The following is a 15586-nucleotide window of genomic DNA, read 5'->3' on the forward strand; positions in this document are numbered from 1 at the left end:
CAACGCCACGCTATACCTGGCGACCCGAATTTGCAAACAAAGTTAAGGATTTTAGCCTATTCATCAACGGCTATATTCAAACTTTGGCGTACGAGGTTGAGCACAGCCAAGGCAGTATACTCAATATTGAGCTGTCGGTTTTTGTTGTATTGCAAAAGTTTGGCCTTGGCACCGTGCTGGTCGGCATAGGCGATCCAAATGGTGCCGACCGGCTTTTCGGGTGTGCCGCCATCAGGACCCGCAATGCCGCTGGTGGCCACGCCGATGTCCGTTCCCAGCTTCTGGCGCACGTTTTGGGCCATCTCCAGCACGGTGGCTTCGCTCACGGCACCGTGCCGTTGCAGTGTCTCGGGCTTCACGCCGAGCACCTGCATTTTCACGCTGTTGTCGTAGGCTACCACGCCACCCATAAAATAAGTAGAGCTGCCAGGCACGCTGGTGAAGCGGTGTGCCAGGTAACCGCCCGTGCAGCTTTCGGCAACGGAGATCGTGAGACCGCGCTCTTTCAAGAGTTGTCCCAAGGCTTCTTCCAAAGGCACTTCGCCGTAGGCAAAAATATGCTTCGGTACGAGGGCCGATAGTTTGCCTACTTCCGTTTCCAGTTCCTGTTCCAACTGTTCGGCATGTTCGGCTATACCTGTCAGGCGCAGGCGCACGCCGCCGAGGTGGGGCAGGTAGGCCAGCTTAATGTGCGGCGGCAGATTTGTTTCCCACGCGTCCAGCCTTTCGGCCAGCATCGACTCGGGTATGCCTACCGTCTGGATAACTCTGTGAATGATGTGCGGGGTTTTGAAAAAGGCCTTGAGTTGTGGCAGCACAATGTCGGTCATCATGCGCTTCATCTCGTAGGGCACGCCCGGCATCGACACGTATACCTTGCCTGCGTCCTCAAACCACATGCCCGGTGCCGTACCCAGTACATTGCGCACGGGCTTGCATGAAGCGGGCAGAAAGGCCTGCTGGCGATTCAGCTCCGTCAGTTCGTAGCCCCGGCTTTTGAACAGCTCCGTCACATCGGCCAGCGACTGCGCGTCGAGTTTGAGTTCGGTATGAAAGTAGTCCGTGAGCACGTCTTTGGTGAGGTCGTCTTTGGTGGGGCCGAGGCCTCCGGTCATCAGGATGATGTCGGCGCGGGTTTTGGCACTGTCAAGCGCCTCCACAATGTGGCTCGCCTCATCCGACACCGAGGTGATTTGCTTTACCCGTATACCTATTTTGGCAAGTTCCGTCCCCATCCACGCAGAGTTGGTGTCCACTATCTGCCCGTAAAGAATTTCGTCGCCTATCGTGATGATTTCTGCGTGTACCGCTTTCATGTTAAATTTTTTTGGTCTGATTTGTGTGCTGCAAAGGAAAACCCATTCAAGATAAAGATGTTCGCCTGAATTAGCGCATCGCTGCGGTTATTTTCTGTATTTTCGACCCGGCTGTCAGGTATAGGCCTGCATCTTTGTGAATTTAACTCTAAACCCATGAAAAAATTACTCTACACCTCCCTTGTCGCCCTTTCCCTTGGCGCTTCAGCCTGCACGGTGGCCGACATTCAACGGACTGTTGACGGCGTGATGGCCGGAACCGGAACGGGAGTCGCTGTAACCCGCGAAGAAGTGGCTTCGGGCCTGAAGCAGGCGCTGGAGGTAGGCATCACCAAAGGCTCTAACCAGGCATCCCAGACAGACGGATTTTATAAGAACTCGCTGATCCGCATACCTTTCCCGCCTGATGTGCAGAAGGTGGAGAACACGCTGCGCCAGGTAGGTTTGGGCAAAGAGGTGGACCGCTTCGTGATGACGCTGAACCGAGGTGCCGAAGACGCCGCCAAAAGTGCCGTGCCTATTTTCGTGAATGCCATCAAACAAATGACGATACAGGATGCCTGGGGTATTCTGAAGGGCGACAAAGACGCGGCCACCCAGTACCTCAAGCGCACGACTTCCACGCAACTGCAGGTAGCCTTCATGCCGGTGATACGCCAGTCGTTGGAGAAGACCAACGCTACCCGTTATTATACGGAACTTGTGACGCAGTATAACCAGATTCCTATGGTGCAGAAGGTAAACCCAAACCTGGACGAATACGCCACCCAAAAAGCCATGGACGGTCTTTTCACGCTGGTGGCCCAGGAAGAGGCGAACATACGCGAGAACCCGATTGCCCGCACCACGGAGCTTCTGCGCAGGGTGTTTGCCAAAGAAAACCAGTCCTAAGCTATACCTGTTATACCGCTTCAGAAGCCCGCTGTACCGTTTGGTACGGCGGGCTTTCTTTTTTGCAAAACATTAGCACCGGATTGAAAGTACAATACACAAAATTTTAAGAGTGAGTAAGATACACTTTTTCGCCCCCTGTCACCTATGGAAAACAAACGCTTCAAATACAGTCCGATTACGAAAGAGAAAGACCTGGATATCCTGATTGAGGAAATTGGGGATGCCCGGGTCGTGATGCTGGGAGAGGCCTCGCACGGTACATCGGAGTACTATACCTGGCGCACGGCCATCTCGAAGCGTTTGATCGAGGACAAGGGCTTTGGCTTTATAGCCGTAGAGGGCGACTGGCCGGAGTGCTACGCAGTGAACCGCTTCGTGAAGGGCTACCAGAATTCGGGCCGCCGGATTGCCGAGGTGCTGGAGGTATACCGCCGATGGCCTACCTGGATGTGGGCCAACTGGGAGGTAGCGGCCCTGGTGGAGTGGATCCGGGACTTCAACCACCTGCGGCAGGTACAGGACAAGGTAGGCTTTTACGGACTGGACGTGTACAGTCTGTGGGAGTCGCTGGAGCAGGTGCTCAAGTACATGGAGCAGCGCAACGGCAAAGCCGCTGAGGCCGCCCGTGCCGCAGTCCGTTGTTTCGAGCCCTTCCACCGCGACCCGCAAACCTATGCCCAGGCCACCGCCTTCGTGCCCACCGACTGCCAAGACGAAGTGGTGCAGATGCTCGAGCAGGTTTCGCGCCGCCCCGTATACCCCGATGACCCCGAGCACGAGTTCAGCACGACCCAAAACGCGCTGGTGGCGGTCAATGCCGAGAAGTACTACCGCGCCATGATCAGGGGAGGAGCAGGCTCCTGGAACGTGCGCGACACGCACATGATGGAAACCCTGGACCGCCTGCTCGAATTCCACGGACCGAATGCTAAAGCGATTGTATGGGAGCACAATACCCACATTGGCGACGCCCGGTACACTGACATGGCGGACGACGGCATGTTTAACATCGGGCAGCTGGCCCGCGAGCGATACGGCCGGGACCAGGTGAAATTAGTCGGTTTCGGTAGCTACCAGGGCAACGTGATCGCGAGCCGCTCCTGGGGGGCGCCCATGCAGAAAATGGACATGCCGCCTGCCCGCGAGGGGAGTTGGGAGCACATGCTGCACGGGATCAGCACCGACGACAAGATCATCCTCTCCAAAGACCTGAAAGCTATACCTGAACTGCAGCAAACTATCCCGCACCGGGCCATTGGCGTGGTATACGACCCCAAAATGGAACACTTCGGCAACTACGTACCCACCGTTATACCTGATCGGTACGACGCTTTCCTGTACTTCGACGAAACAGAAGGAGTGCACCCACTGCACATGAAAGTGCGCGGTGGCAGAGAGCCGGAGCTATACCCGTGGAATTATTGAGTACAAAAAAGGCTGCCTGCATTTAAACAGACAGCCTTCCGCTATACCTTAAGAATTTGTGAGGGGTTATGCCATATTGTGGTAAACCGCCTGCACATCGTCGTCTTCTTCAATCTTTTCGATCAGGTTTTCAATTTCCTCGGCCTGCTCGTCGGTCAGCTCCATACGGGTGTTCGGCACACGCTGCAGCTCGGCGCTGATCACGTTCAAGCCCTTCTCCTCCAACGCTTTCTGCATGGCTCCGAAGTCAGTAAAGGCAGTCTCCACAATGATCTCGCCCTCGTGCTCGTAGATGTCTTCCGCACCGGCGTCGATCAGTTCCAGCTCCAGTTCCTCGATGTCGAGGCCCTCGGCGGCTATTTTGAAAATGCCCTTGCGGGTGAAGATGAAATCCAGGGAACCGGTTTTACCTACAGCGCCGCCCGCACGCGAGAAGTATACGCGCATGTTGGCGATGGTACGGTTCAGGTTGTCAGTGGCAGTTTCTACCAGTATGGCGATTCCGTGCGGACCGTAGCCCTCGTATACCACTTCCTCGTAGTCTTTCTCTTCTTTGGAAGAGGCACGCTTGATGGCCGCTTCTACGCGGTCTTTGGGCATGTTCACGCCTTTGGCGTTATTGATGGCCGTACGCAGTCGGGAGTTTGTTTCCGGGTTAGGGCCAGCCTCCTTCACTGCCATCACGATCTCTTTGCCGAGGCGCGTAAAGGCCTTCGACATCTTGTCCCAACGCTTAAACTTACGGGCTTTTCTAAATTCAAATGCTCTTCCCATGGTATTTGATTACGTGTATCTATTACAAATTTAGGGAGCTAAACTGTAATTCGGTAATATTTTCGCTGTTCGTTGTCTGTTAATCGTTTTTCGCAGTTTAAGTCACACCAATTGGGGTTTTTTTCAAGGCAAGCACCTGAAAAACTCCTGATTTGAACTTTGCCGAGAAAGGGGATGGCGTATCGGTTGACGAACTATTAAGGCCTCACTGACTTTGGCTGCCTGGCCTGGGCGTGGTAGTCGGTGATGTAGAGGTGCTGGTCGCAAAAACTATACTCGTGCACAATGTTGGACCCCACGATGATGAGCCTGCCCTCTTTATTAGCCGCCACGTGCTCCTGGTACCAGCTCACGCCTTCCTGATCGAGGTTGGTAGTGGGCTCGTCGAGCACCAAAAGTTTGGTGTCAGAGTAGATGGCCAGTCCCAGCTTGAGGCGCTGTTTCATACCCGACGAGAAATCCTTCACATACTTGTTACGGGATTTCTGCAGGCCCATCCGCTCTATCAGGTCATCGTGCGACAGGTTATGGCGCAATGGCTTAAAACGGGTATGAAAAGCAATCATCTCCAGAAGCGTTAACTCCTCCACCAACTCCAGGTAGGGCGCCGTAAGCGAGAGTTGGCGATAAGCTTTGTCCGGCTCGACCGCTTTGCCATCGACCAGGTACGTGATCTCACCTTCGGAGTGCAGGTTGTGGCCGGCTATAACAGTAAGAAGAGTGGATTTACCGGACCCGTTATGCCCCAATATGGCATATGAGGTGCCTGACTCCAGGGTATAGGTCAGGTTCCGGAAAATCCATTCGTAATTGTAGCGTTTACCTAAGTCGCTTAGGTTAATTTGCATCTTTTGAGAAGTAGCTCTTAATGATACCACGGCCCGAGTCACGCACAAAATTGATGATCTCGTCACGCTCCCGGCTAGGGGCCATCTCCAGTTCAATCTTGTCCAGGGCTTCCGTGGTGTTGATGCCGCTCATGAACAGGATGCGGTAGATCTGCTGCACCTCGTTGATCTGCTCGCTGTTGAACCCTCTGCGGCGCAGGCCGATGGAGTTGATGCCGGCATAGGTAAGCGGCTCGCGCGCTGCCTTCACAAAAGGAGGCACGTCTTTGCGAACCAGCGACCCGCCCGAGATCATGGCATGGGCACCGATCTTCACGAACTGGTGCACGGCGCTTGAGCCCCCGATGATAGCGTAGTCGCCCATTTCTACGTGGCCGGCCATCTGCACGGCGTTCACCACGATGCAGTTGTTGCCCACGATGCAATCATGCGCTATGTGCGCGTAGGACATGATCAGGCAGTTGCTGCCTACCACGGTCTTCATCTTGTCGATGGTGCCGCGGCTGATGGTCACGCACTCTCTGATGACGGTATTGTCTCCGATGATGGCGGTTGTCTCCTCGCCGGCGAACTTCAGGTCCTGTGGCACAGAGGAGATAACGGCACCGGGGTATATTTTGCAGTTCTTGCCAATGCGGGCGCCTTCCATGATGGTCACGTTGGGACCAATCCAGGTGCCTTCTCCGATCTCTACATTCTTGTAGATGGTGGAAAAAGGCTCTACGACCACATTCTGGGCAATTCTAGCCTCTGGGTGGATGTATGCTAACGGCTGATTCATGCGTCTTTCTTTACTATACTTGCCGACATCTCTGCCTCCATTACCAGTTGGCCGCCCACGAAGGCCTGACCAGACATTTTGGCAATACCCCGTTTCACAGGGGCAAGCAATTCACATTTAAAAATGATGGTATCGCCAGGAATGACCTTGCGCTTGAAGCGGCAGCGGTCTATGCCCAGGAAATAAGTCCAGTAGTCTTCCGGGTTTTCCACCGTGTTCAGCACCAGGATCCCGCCCGTCTGGGCCATCGCCTCGATCTGAATCACGCCTGGCAGCACGGGGTTGCCCGGGAAGTGACCCTGGAAGAAAGGTTCGTTCATGGTCACGTTCTTAACGCCCGTTACCGTGGTTTCGTCTAAGTGGATGATCTTGTCTATCAGCAGGAAGGGGTAACGGTGCGGCAAGGTGGCCGCAATCTGGTTGATGTCCATTACCGGTGGCTTCTTCGGGTCGTAGGTTGGTACGTTCTTGATCGAAGCTTCCTGTATGAGTTTCTTTACACGGCGTGCAAAAGCGATGTTGGCGGCATGACCCGGTCTTGCAGCCAGGATCTGTCCTTTGATCGGGCGACCGATCAGGGCGAGGTCACCCATCAGGTCGAGCAGCTTGTGGCGGGCCATCTCGTTTTTGAAGCGGAGCTCTGTGTTGTTCAGAATGCCCTCTTCCTCTACCTTCACCTTTTTCTTGCCCAGCAGGTCAGCCAGGTACTCCAGCTCGCCTTCCTCTACCACGCGGTCCACGATCACAATCGCGTTGTCCAGGTCACCGCCTTTGATCAGGTTTTGCTTGTAGAGCGCCTCCAGCTCGTGCAGGAAGCAGAATGTGCGGCAAGGCGCCACCTGCTCCTCAAACTGGCTCATGTCCGTAATGGAGGCATGCTGGCTGCCCAGTACAGGCGAATTATAGTCCACCATCACGGTCAGGCGGTAGTCGTCGAGCGGGAGGGCGGCTATTTCAACGCCACGGTTCTCGTCTTTGTAGCTCACGCCTTCGGTTATCTCAAAGTAGTTGCGCAGGGCGTTCTGCTCCTGCAGTCCTACTTCCAGCAGCGCTTTTACGAACTCGATGGAAGAGCCGTCCATGATCGGAGGTTCCGGGCCGTCGAGCTCAATCAGCACATTGTCAATCTGCAGGCCTACCAGCGCGGCCAGGGTATGCTCCACTGTGTTCACGCGCGCGCCATTCTGTTCGATGGTCGTGCCACGCGAAAGGTCCACCACATTGTCCACGTCCACATTCACAGTCGGCTGACCCTCCAGGTCGATGCGCTGGAATTTGTAGCCATGGTTTGCAGGGGCGGGCTTGAAGGTCATATTCGATACAACGCCCGTATGCAATCCAATGCCCGATACAGTTACCGGACCCTTGATAGTGTGCTGTTTATAATTCATTTAATGTTTCGTTGTTAACTTGTAGCGATACTTTCGCTGCTGTAGCGCACAGAGTATGAGCGGATTTACAGCGGAGGGAGCATTGCGAGTGCAAACTTAAGATTTTATACACTGCCTGCCAATTTTAATTGCTGGCACGGGACAGCGGAAATCTTAATTCTTCTCTTTCAGTTCGTCTAATACGCGCTGTAATTCCGGCAACTTGCGGAACACGGTGATGGCTTTGAGGTTCTGTTTGTAGTCGAAGGCGGGAGAGCCCTGGATGACAGTGCCCGACTCTTTCACGGACTTGGACACGCCTGACTGCGCGCCAATGGTAGTTTTGTCGGCGATGCTGATGTGGCCCACGATGCCTACCTGCCCGGCAATCACACAGTTGTTACCTATCTTGGTAGATCCGGATATACCTGTTTGCGAGGCGATGACGGTGTGCTGACCAACTTCCACATTGTGGGCAACCTGCACGAGGTTGTCGATTTTGGTGCCTTTGCGGATAATGGTAGAGCCCATGGTGGCACAGTCGATGGTGGTGTTGGCGCCGATGTTCACGTCGTCTTCCAGTACCACATTGCCGATTTGCGGCACATTTTTGTAAGTACCGTCAGCCTGTGGCGCGAAGCCGAAGCCGTCGCTGCCCAGCACCACGCCGGCATGCAGGGTACAGTTGGCGCCCACCACGGTGTTGGCGTACAGCTTTGCTCCTGCGAAAATAGTGGTGTTGTCGCCGATAGTCACATTGTCGCCGATGTATACCTGCGGGTAAATGCGCACATTCTGGCCGATTTTGCAATTGTTGCCAATGTAAGAGAAAGCGCCCCGGTAATGGCCTTCGCCTATTTCGCTGCCGGCTCCGATAAAGCAGGGCTCTTCCACGCCTACCTTGGCGGCCAGCACAGCCTGCTGGTAATAAGCCAACAGGGTTGAGAAACTGGAATAGGGATCTGCTACACGGATAAGTGAGGCGGAAACAGGCTTTTTTAGCTCCAGTTTATCCGATACGATCACCGCACTTGCTCCGGTTGTGTAAAGAAATGGTTCATATTTTAGGTTAGACAAAAACGCGAGCGCCCCTGTTTGGGCCTCTTCAATTTTGGCTAATGTGCTGACCTTTACTGTATTGTCTCCTTCAACTTCTCCCTTCAAAAGGTCTGCAATCTGTTGAATAGTGAATTCCATCTTGTAAAATTAGAGCAAATAATAAATTGTGCTAAGCTTCGGGGGCGCAAAATTAACAAAAACTTAACGCTGCATGGCATATTCTGCCGTAGATTATGGAGAGGACAAGCAAATCCCGTGCAAATCCTATAGCCGGTTTCTATAAAGCTGCCACTTCCTTTGGATAACAGACAAAGTATTTCTCCACTTTGTTGCTCAGCGCCTGTATGTTGGGCAGGTCCGAGGCGTCGGCCACGTTTACGACATAGCCTGTTTTGGTCAGCACATCAATCGACTGCCCCTCGGCCTGGTAGGCGTTATTGCTGATGCGGCCCGAGATCATCAGGTATTTCACGTCTTCCGGGTGCACCTGGAAGCGGTCCATCACCAGTTCGCTTATACCCAGCATCATCTCTTCGTCAATCGGTTTGCTGGAGATGTATACCTTGAACAGCTTGCGGTTGAGGATGCTTTTGGAAAGATAGGAGATGACCGGGTCGGGGTGGGAGGACCACTCTTTTATACCGCTCCATACGTCGTGGTCGTCCAGCGAAACAAAGCGCTCCAGGATACTGCCGTCTCTCTGGAAGTCTTCCAGAGTAAGGTTGGAGGACAAAAAGAACTTGAGGCAGGGGCTGGCCGGCACGTCTATGCCTTGCTGCAGGAGCTCGCGGGCACGCTGCACGGTGCGTAACACCATGTGCTCGGCGCTGATCACGGTTTTGTGCAGGTATACCTGCCAGTACATCAGGCGGCGGCTCACCAGGAAGTTCTCGATGCTGTAAATGGCCTTTTCCTCCACCACCAGTTTGTCGTTGGCCACGTCGAGCATTTTGATCAGACGGTCGGCACCGATCTTTCCTTCGTATACACCTGTATAGAAACTGTCGCGGTTCAGGTAATCGAGGCGGTCCACGTCGAGCTGGCTTGAAACCAGCTGGTGGAAGAAGCGACGCTCATAAGTATCCGTGAAAATTTTGATGGCAAGGCTCAATCTGCCGCCAAACTCTTCGTTAAGCAAGTGCATGATGTGCAGTGAGAGGTGCTCGTGGTGCACTTCCTGGAAAATAGCCGTCTCCAGCGCATGCGAAAAAGGTCCATGCCCCACATCGTGCAGCAGGATGGCAATCAGCGAGGCCTCAAACTCGGCATCGGAAATCTCGTTATTCTTGCCGCGCAGCGTGTTCAGGGCCAAGTTCATGAGGTGCATGGCCCCCAGGGCATGGTGAAAACGGGTATGCAGAGCGCCCGGGTATACCATCTCGGTCAGTCCCAGTTGCTTGATCCGGCGCAGGCGCTGAAAGTAGGGGTGGTCGATGATGTCGAACAGCAATTCAGACGGCACCGTGATGAAACCGTATACAGGGTCGTTTAATATTTTTTTCTTATTCACAAAAACCGAGGTTTTTAATTGTTAAATTGCTAATCGTTAATCGGTTGCCCGGGCAGTAGCCGGATCAGCCTAATGCCTCAACCGCCATCTGCACCCTTATGTTTGTGTGCAGGCAATCGGTAACTTTCGGGTGCAGGTATAGTAAACAAATTATACCTGCTGAGGTCTTACTGCTTTGTAACCGATTAAAACCAAGCTATTTAGTAACAGCGCGCAACAAATAAAACTATGCAAAGATATACGATTTTATGGGCCGATGACGAAATCGACCTACTCAAGCCACACATTCTTTTCCTCGAAGAAAGAGGCTACGACATTACCCCCGTGAACAGCGGAACTGACGCCATCGAGAAAGTGCAGGAACAATCCTACGACGTGGTGTTCCTCGACGAAAACATGCCCGGCATCAGCGGTTTGGAGACGCTGAACGAGATCAAAACCATCCGTCCGGCCATGCCCGTGATCATGATCACGAAGAGTGAGGAGGAGCACATCATGGAGGAGGCCATCGGCTCCAAAATATCCGATTACCTGATCAAGCCGCTGAACCCAAGCCAGATTTTGCTTTCTGTGAAAAAGACGCTGGAAAACAAGCGTCTGGTGTCTGAGAAAACCAACATGAGCTACCAGCGCGACTTCCGCCAGCTGGGTATGGCCTTTGGCGAGCGCCTGAGCCCGGGCGAGTGGGCTGATATCTACAAAAAACTCGTGTACTGGGAGCTGGAGATCGACGAGACCGAGAACAAAAGCATGGCCGATGTGATCAACATGCAGAAGGACGAGGCCAACTCCAACTTCGCCAAGTTCATCATGGACAACTACGAAGACTGGATCAACAAAGAATCGGACGACGCGCCGATGATGTCGCACCAGCTGTTCCGGGAGCGGGTTTTCCCGATGATGAAGGAGTCGGACAAGCCCGTTTACTTCGTGCTGATCGATAACCTGCGCTACGACCAGTGGAAGGTGTTGGAGCCTCTTATCTCCGAATACTTCACGGTGGACACAGAGGAGATGTTTTATTCCATTCTGCCTACCACCACGGCCTACGCCCGTAACGCAATCTTTTCAGGTATGATGCCGACCGAGATCATGAAAAAATACCCGAACCTGTGGGTGAGCGATGACGAGGAGGAAGGTAAAAACCTGAACGAGCCGGATTTCCTGGAAATTCAACTGCAGCAAAACCGCATAACGGACAAGCACAGTTACCATAAAATTACGAACCCGGCGGCTGGCAAGGACCTGAACAGCAAGTTCAACAACCTCGACAACAACAAGCTGAACGTGATCGTGTACAACTTCGTGGATATGCTCTCGCATGCCCGCACGGACAGCAACATGGTGCGCGAACTGGCGCCGGATGAGTCGGCCTACCGCTCCATCACGCGCTCATGGTTCATCCACTCACCACTGTTCGAGATGCTGAAGCTGATCGCCGACCGCAAGGCCCGCCTAATCATCACGACTGACCACGGCACGATCCGGGTGAAGCGTCCTTTCAAGATCATCGGCGACCGCCAGACCAACACCAACCTCAGGTATAAGCATGGTAAGAACCTCGGCTACACCGACAAAGATGTGTTCACGGTGCGCAAGCCCGAACGATTTTTCTTGCCAAAGGCCAACGTTTCCACTACGTTTGTATTTGCGATCGAAGATTACTTCTTCGCCTACCCGAACAATTATAACTATTACGTGAATTACTACAAAGACACTTTCCAGCACGGAGGGGTGTCGCTGGAGGAGTGTATTATACCTTTTATTACGCTGACGCCTAAGAATGCATAACATAGGAGTGGAGAAGGCAAGTATCAAGATGTCGTCGTTGGCTGATTTGCCGGCGGCGGCTTCTGTGCTTTTGGAGGAGTCCCGCGAAGAGCCCATTATTTTGTTTGAAGGCCCGATGGGAGCCGGAAAGACAACGCTCATAAAAGAACTCTGCCGCCAGATGGGCGTGCAGGAGAACGTGAGTAGCCCGACCTTCGCGCTTGTGAACGAGTACGAAACGGCCAAAGGGAACCTAATTTACCATTTTGACTTTTATAGGATTAACGAGGAGCGTGAGGCGCTCGGCATCGGGGCGCTGGAGTACTTTGACTCTGGCCGTACCTGCCTGATCGAGTGGCCGTCTATGATCCCAAACCTGTTGCCGGAGCATTACCTGCTGGTAAAGCTGCAGCCCGCCGCTGAAGGCGAGGAGCGCACCATGACCATAAACCGCGTATGAGCATGACGGAGAGATTCGCCGTTGAATTAGGAAAGCTGGCGGCCAGTCAGGCCCTTTACCCAAAGGAGTCGATGCTGGCTGTGGAGGAGCGATACAAGAGCCTGTTTATCGGGCTCCCGAAAGAGTCGTCGTTCCAGGAGAACCGCATTGGCCTCACTCCGAACGCCGTAAAACAGCTCACCGACCAGGGGCACGAAATCTGGGTCGAAACCGGCGCCGGCAGTCCATCCAAGTACTCCGACAACGACTATTCTGAAGCGGGTGCCCGTATTGTGTACTCTGTAAAAGAGGTATACGAAGCCGGCATTATCCTTAAGATCGCACCGCCCACTTATGACGAGATCGAGTACCTGCGCCCCGGCCAGACGCTAATCTCCGCCCTGCATTTCGGCAACCTGACCTCTGAGTACATCAACGCCCTTCTCCGCAAAAAGATAAACGCCATTTCCTTCGAGCTGATCCGCGACAAGTCGGAGTCGAAGCCAGTGGTGCGTGCCATGAGCGAGATTGCCGGCAGTTCTTCCATGCTGATTGCGGCCGAGTATTTGAGTAGTAGCAACGATGGCAAGGGCATTATTCTGGGAGGTATAACCGGTGTGGCCCCGTCCAAAGTGGTGATCATGGGTGCCGGTACCGTAGCCGAATACGCCGCCCGCGCCGCCCTGGGACTGGGTGCAGAAGTGAAGGTGTTCGATAACCACATCTACAAGCTGCGCCGCCTGAAGCATAACATCGGCCAGCCGATCTTTACTTCTACACTCGACAAGACCATCCTGCACAACGAGCTCAAAAACGCGGATGTCGTGATTGGTGCGCTCGTAGCAGAAGAAGGACGCATGGCCTGCATGGTCGAGGAGGAGGTAGTCGCCCAGATGAACCCAGGTTCCATCATCATCGACGTGTGCATTGACCAGGGAGGCTGTTTTGAGACTTCCGAGCTGACTTCGCACAGCCGCCCGATCTTCCGCAAATACGACATCATCCATTATTGCGTGCCGAATATTGCCTCGCGCGTACCTCGCACCGCTTCTACTGCCCTTAGCAATATCTTCACGCCAATCTTCACGGAGATCTCCAAATTCGGAGGCATCAACGAAGTGCTGTTTATGAACGAGCATTACCGCAGCGGCGTGTACATCTACAAAGGCAGTCTGACGAATTCGCAGATCGCTAAGAAGTTCGGGATGCGGTACAAGGAGCTGGGGTTGATGATTGCAGTGAGGAATTAAGGTATAGCGTATAGCTATTAGGTATAACAGAACAGGTCCCGTCTAGGTATAGGCGGGACCTGTTTTGCTTTGTAGCAATTGCTGCCGTTGCAGGTATAGCTTGTATAGCGCGAGCGTCCTCGCTCGTGTCTGCTATGGAGGGGCCTCTGGCCCAGGTATAGCAAGCTACGTTGCTTTGTAGCTTCGCCTGTGCGGCGGGCACTCACTTTTTTCCTTGATGAAAAGAAAGAGGGCCCCTACCCCCAGTAAGCAAAAAAATCAAGACGATTTTAAACTCGCTGACCGCTCAAACACAAAATCGTCAAGAGTGCACCGTGAACTGCTTTCTGCTTCGTAGTGGACGTGCGAGTTAGCCTGCTATACCTGCCAGTGGTGCGAGTGGTATGTGATAGAAACTACAACGCTTATACCTGACACTGGCAACGGTGGGAAAGTCCCCCTTCGAAGGGGACAGGGGGATGACAATCGTGCCCATGAAACTGCTGCTATGAAGCTACACCATTGAACTGGCGGTTACAGACTCCCCTCCTTGGATAAGGAGGGGCAGGGGTGGTTGGACCCGATATTGCAATATAACTGCTAAAGCCACAGAAATTATACCTGTGATTGGGTAGTAGAAAATTCCCTTCTCGAGAGGTGAAGGGGTGTGTTATTGCAGCTGCTTGACCTCCATTCAACCAAGATACTTTCAGGATGACAGACTGGATAGAAGTAGAAAAAAAATCCCCTCCTGTTTTTAAGAGGGGATTAGGGGGAGGTTAATTCAACATCCTTACTTCACCAACGCCTTATCAACCCGCATCGGTGTATCTTCCCCAGAAACAACACCCTGCGCGGCAAGCGCAATGGCGCGGATCATGCTGGTGAAGTGCGGCATATCGAGTAGCTCGAACTCGTCTTTCACAGTGTGGTAGGTTTTATCCTGATCAATCTGCACCGACGAGATGGTATGCGCCGGCACGCCTAAACGGGCAAGCGTGGCATTGTCGGAGCGGTAGAAGAGGTTTTGCTCCGGGTAGGGGTCGGGGTGGATGCTGTAGGTGGTGCCTTCGAGGCGCTTCTGCATCATTTTGCCCAGGTCAGACTTCTCATAACCGGTGAGGTAGGCGCTGTTCGGGCCGAACTTGGAGGGCTTGCCCACCATTTCGATGTTGAACATGGCCATAATCTGGTCGGGGTTGAGCTGCTCGGAGAAGTAGCGGGAGCCGTGGCCACCGATCTCTTCGGCTGTGAAAGCGGCGAAGATCAGGGTGCGCTCCGGTTGCGGCTGCTCTTTGTAGTAGCGGGCCAGCATCATCATGGCCGTAGTGCCGGAGGCGTCGTCGTCGGCGCCGTTGGCAATGCTGTCGCCATCGATGGAATGGTGGAAACCGATGTGATCATAATGGCCGGAGAAGACCACAAACTCGTTTTTGCGCTTGCCTTCGATCATGCCCACCACGTTGGAAAGCGGCAGTTTTTCTACTTTGTTTGCAAACTTCACCTCATACTTCTTCGGGGCTGCCTGGTCAGTGAGCACGTATACCTTGCTGGCCCCGGTCCCTACTTCTTTCTTCACGCCACCTCTTGCAAAGTAGCCTCTGTAGTTGGCGAAAGCTTCGGCATGACTCGGATGCACGAGCACGATTGCGTCCTGCTCTCCTGCGTTCGCTTTTGCGAAAGCGGCTCTGAAATTTTCACCTTCAGGTATAGAAATGATGTTGACCTTGTTTTTGTGTTTCCAGCTGAATGCTTCGTGCGCCGTGTTGACGAACAGGTGCTCTGGCGCAATTGTCTTCTTGCCCAGTTTTACCTCTGTCTGGCTGGGCGTGAGGCGGTGCACATAGAAGGTCTGGCGGTAGGACGGTGCCTGGCTGGAACTGTTGCCATTGAGCGGCACAAGCCCGGCCGCGTGAAACTCTTCCTCAATAAAATCAGCGGCTTTTTCTATACCTGCCGTAAAGGTGGCGCGGCCCTGCATATTGTCGTGGCTGAGGGTTTGCAGCATGCGGGTGGCCTCCTGTTGGTTTATAACGGAGAGATCCTGCGCGGAGAGTGAAGCTCCGAGTAAGAGGGAAAAGGCAGTAGCAAATAGCTTTTGGCGTGTCATGGGTATAGCGGTGTATACGATTAGGATTTTGATGTTTTTTTGGGAATATTGTCGGGGTAAT

13 protein-coding genes are annotated in these 15586 nt (G+C 53.5%); 5 read left to right on the top strand and 8 right to left on the bottom strand.

Going from position 1 to position 15586, the window contains the following annotated elements; all coding sequences use genetic code 11:
* Window positions 1–56: 56 nt before the first annotated feature.
* On the bottom strand, window positions 57–1316 hold the full coding sequence (locus IEV97_RS18100; protein WP_188502904.1) for a competence/damage-inducible protein A: 1260 nt from the start codon (window positions 1314–1316) through the stop codon (window positions 57–59).
* A 156-nt stretch (window positions 1317–1472) separates the two neighbouring features.
* Between IEV97_RS18100 and IEV97_RS18105 the strand changes: the two genes are divergently transcribed.
* Complete coding sequence (locus tag IEV97_RS18105) at window positions 1473–2207, top strand: DUF4197 domain-containing protein (RefSeq protein ID WP_188502905.1); 735 nt, start codon at window positions 1473–1475, stop codon at window positions 2205–2207.
* Window positions 2208–2354: 147 nt separating this feature from the next.
* On the top strand, window positions 2355–3635 hold the full coding sequence (locus IEV97_RS18110; RefSeq protein ID WP_188502906.1) for an erythromycin esterase family protein: 1281 nt from the start codon (window positions 2355–2357) through the stop codon (window positions 3633–3635).
* 66 nt (window positions 3636–3701) lie between these two features.
* Here the strand turns inward: IEV97_RS18110 and IEV97_RS18115 are convergent, their stop codons facing one another.
* The 6 genes from IEV97_RS18115 to IEV97_RS18140 all read right to left on the bottom strand — a co-directional run bounded on the left by IEV97_RS18115 (window position 3702) and on the right by IEV97_RS18140 (window position 9977).
* Complete coding sequence (locus IEV97_RS18115; RefSeq protein ID WP_188502907.1) at window positions 3702–4409, bottom strand: YebC/PmpR family DNA-binding transcriptional regulator; 708 nt, start codon at window positions 4407–4409, stop codon at window positions 3702–3704.
* Between the two features lie 197 nt (window positions 4410–4606).
* Window positions 4607–5257, bottom strand: a complete 651-nt coding sequence (locus IEV97_RS18120; RefSeq protein ID WP_188502908.1) for an ABC transporter ATP-binding protein — start codon at window positions 5255–5257, stop codon at window positions 4607–4609.
* Complete coding sequence (lpxA, locus tag IEV97_RS18125; RefSeq protein WP_188502909.1) at window positions 5247–6038, bottom strand: acyl-ACP--UDP-N-acetylglucosamine O-acyltransferase; 792 nt, start codon at window positions 6036–6038, stop codon at window positions 5247–5249. Before lpxA ends, IEV97_RS18120 begins: the two co-directional genes overlap by 11 nt.
* Complete coding sequence (locus tag IEV97_RS18130; protein WP_188502910.1) at window positions 6035–7429, bottom strand: bifunctional UDP-3-O-[3-hydroxymyristoyl] N-acetylglucosamine deacetylase/3-hydroxyacyl-ACP dehydratase; 1395 nt, start codon at window positions 7427–7429, stop codon at window positions 6035–6037. Before IEV97_RS18130 ends, lpxA begins: the two co-directional genes overlap by 4 nt.
* A 153-nt stretch (window positions 7430–7582) precedes the next feature.
* Window positions 7583–8605 (bottom strand): UDP-3-O-(3-hydroxymyristoyl)glucosamine N-acyltransferase, encoded by a 1023-nt coding sequence (lpxD, locus tag IEV97_RS18135; RefSeq protein ID WP_188502911.1) that lies wholly within the window; start codon window positions 8603–8605, stop codon window positions 7583–7585.
* Between the two features lie 139 nt (window positions 8606–8744).
* Entirely contained in the window at window positions 8745–9977 is a 1233-nt protein-coding gene (locus IEV97_RS18140; protein WP_188502912.1) for an HD domain-containing protein, read from the bottom strand.
* A gap of 228 nt (window positions 9978–10205) precedes the next feature.
* On the opposite strand from IEV97_RS18140, the gene porX reads away from it, so the two are divergent.
* From porX to IEV97_RS18155, 3 genes are read left to right on the top strand one after another with little or no spacing between them, the layout of a single operon-like run.
* Window positions 10206–11768, top strand: a complete 1563-nt coding sequence (gene porX, locus IEV97_RS18145; RefSeq protein WP_188502913.1) for a T9SS response regulator signal transducer PorX — start codon at window positions 10206–10208, stop codon at window positions 11766–11768.
* Window positions 11761–12207, top strand: a complete 447-nt coding sequence (gene tsaE, locus IEV97_RS18150) for a tRNA (adenosine(37)-N6)-threonylcarbamoyltransferase complex ATPase subunit type 1 TsaE (RefSeq protein WP_229734026.1) — start codon at window positions 11761–11763, stop codon at window positions 12205–12207. Before porX ends, tsaE begins: the two co-directional genes overlap by 8 nt.
* Before the next feature lie 2 nt (window positions 12208–12209).
* Window positions 12210–13436 (top strand): alanine dehydrogenase, encoded by a 1227-nt coding sequence (locus IEV97_RS18155; protein WP_188502914.1) that lies wholly within the window; start codon window positions 12210–12212, stop codon window positions 13434–13436.
* Between the two features lie 772 nt (window positions 13437–14208).
* Here the strand turns inward: IEV97_RS18155 and IEV97_RS18160 are convergent.
* Window positions 14209–15525: a M20/M25/M40 family metallo-hydrolase gene (locus IEV97_RS18160; RefSeq protein WP_188502915.1), complete on the bottom strand. Its 1317-nt coding sequence runs from the start codon at window positions 15523–15525 to the stop codon at window positions 14209–14211.
* Window positions 15526–15586 lie beyond the last annotated feature (61 nt).

The sequence above is a fragment of the Pontibacter amylolyticus genome (assembly GCF_014638845.1).
Classification (GTDB): domain Bacteria; phylum Bacteroidota; class Bacteroidia; order Cytophagales; family Hymenobacteraceae; genus Pontibacter; species Pontibacter amylolyticus.

Bases quoted from the DNA above. Each gene is read 5' to 3' on its own strand.
- IEV97_RS18100 (WP_188502904.1), bottom strand. From the start codon at position 1,316: ATGAAAGCGGTACACGCAGAAATCATCACGATAGGCGACGAAATTCTT.
- IEV97_RS18105 (WP_188502905.1), top strand. From the start codon at position 1,473: ATGAAAAAATTACTCTACACCTCCCTTGTCGCCCTTTCCCTTGGCGCT.
- IEV97_RS18110 (WP_188502906.1), top strand. From the start codon at position 2,355: ATGGAAAACAAACGCTTCAAATACAGTCCGATTACGAAAGAGAAAGAC.
- IEV97_RS18115 (WP_188502907.1), bottom strand. From the start codon at position 4,409: ATGGGAAGAGCATTTGAATTTAGAAAAGCCCGTAAGTTTAAGCGTTGG.
- IEV97_RS18120 (WP_188502908.1), bottom strand. From the start codon at position 5,257: ATGCAAATTAACCTAAGCGACTTAGGTAAACGCTACAATTACGAATGG.
- lpxA (WP_188502909.1), bottom strand. From the start codon at position 6,038: ATGAATCAGCCGTTAGCATACATCCACCCAGAGGCTAGAATTGCCCAG.
- IEV97_RS18130 (WP_188502910.1), bottom strand. From the start codon at position 7,429: ATGAATTATAAACAGCACACTATCAAGGGTCCGGTAACTGTATCGGGC.
- lpxD (WP_188502911.1), bottom strand. From the start codon at position 8,605: ATGGAATTCACTATTCAACAGATTGCAGACCTTTTGAAGGGAGAAGTT.
- porX (WP_188502913.1), top strand. From the start codon at position 10,206: ATGCAAAGATATACGATTTTATGGGCCGATGACGAAATCGACCTACTC.
- tsaE (WP_229734026.1), top strand. From the start codon at position 11,761: ATGCATAACATAGGAGTGGAGAAGGCAAGTATCAAGATGTCGTCGTTG.
- IEV97_RS18155 (WP_188502914.1), top strand. From the start codon at position 12,210: ATGACGGAGAGATTCGCCGTTGAATTAGGAAAGCTGGCGGCCAGTCAG.
- IEV97_RS18160 (WP_188502915.1), bottom strand. From the start codon at position 15,525: ATGACACGCCAAAAGCTATTTGCTACTGCCTTTTCCCTCTTACTCGGA.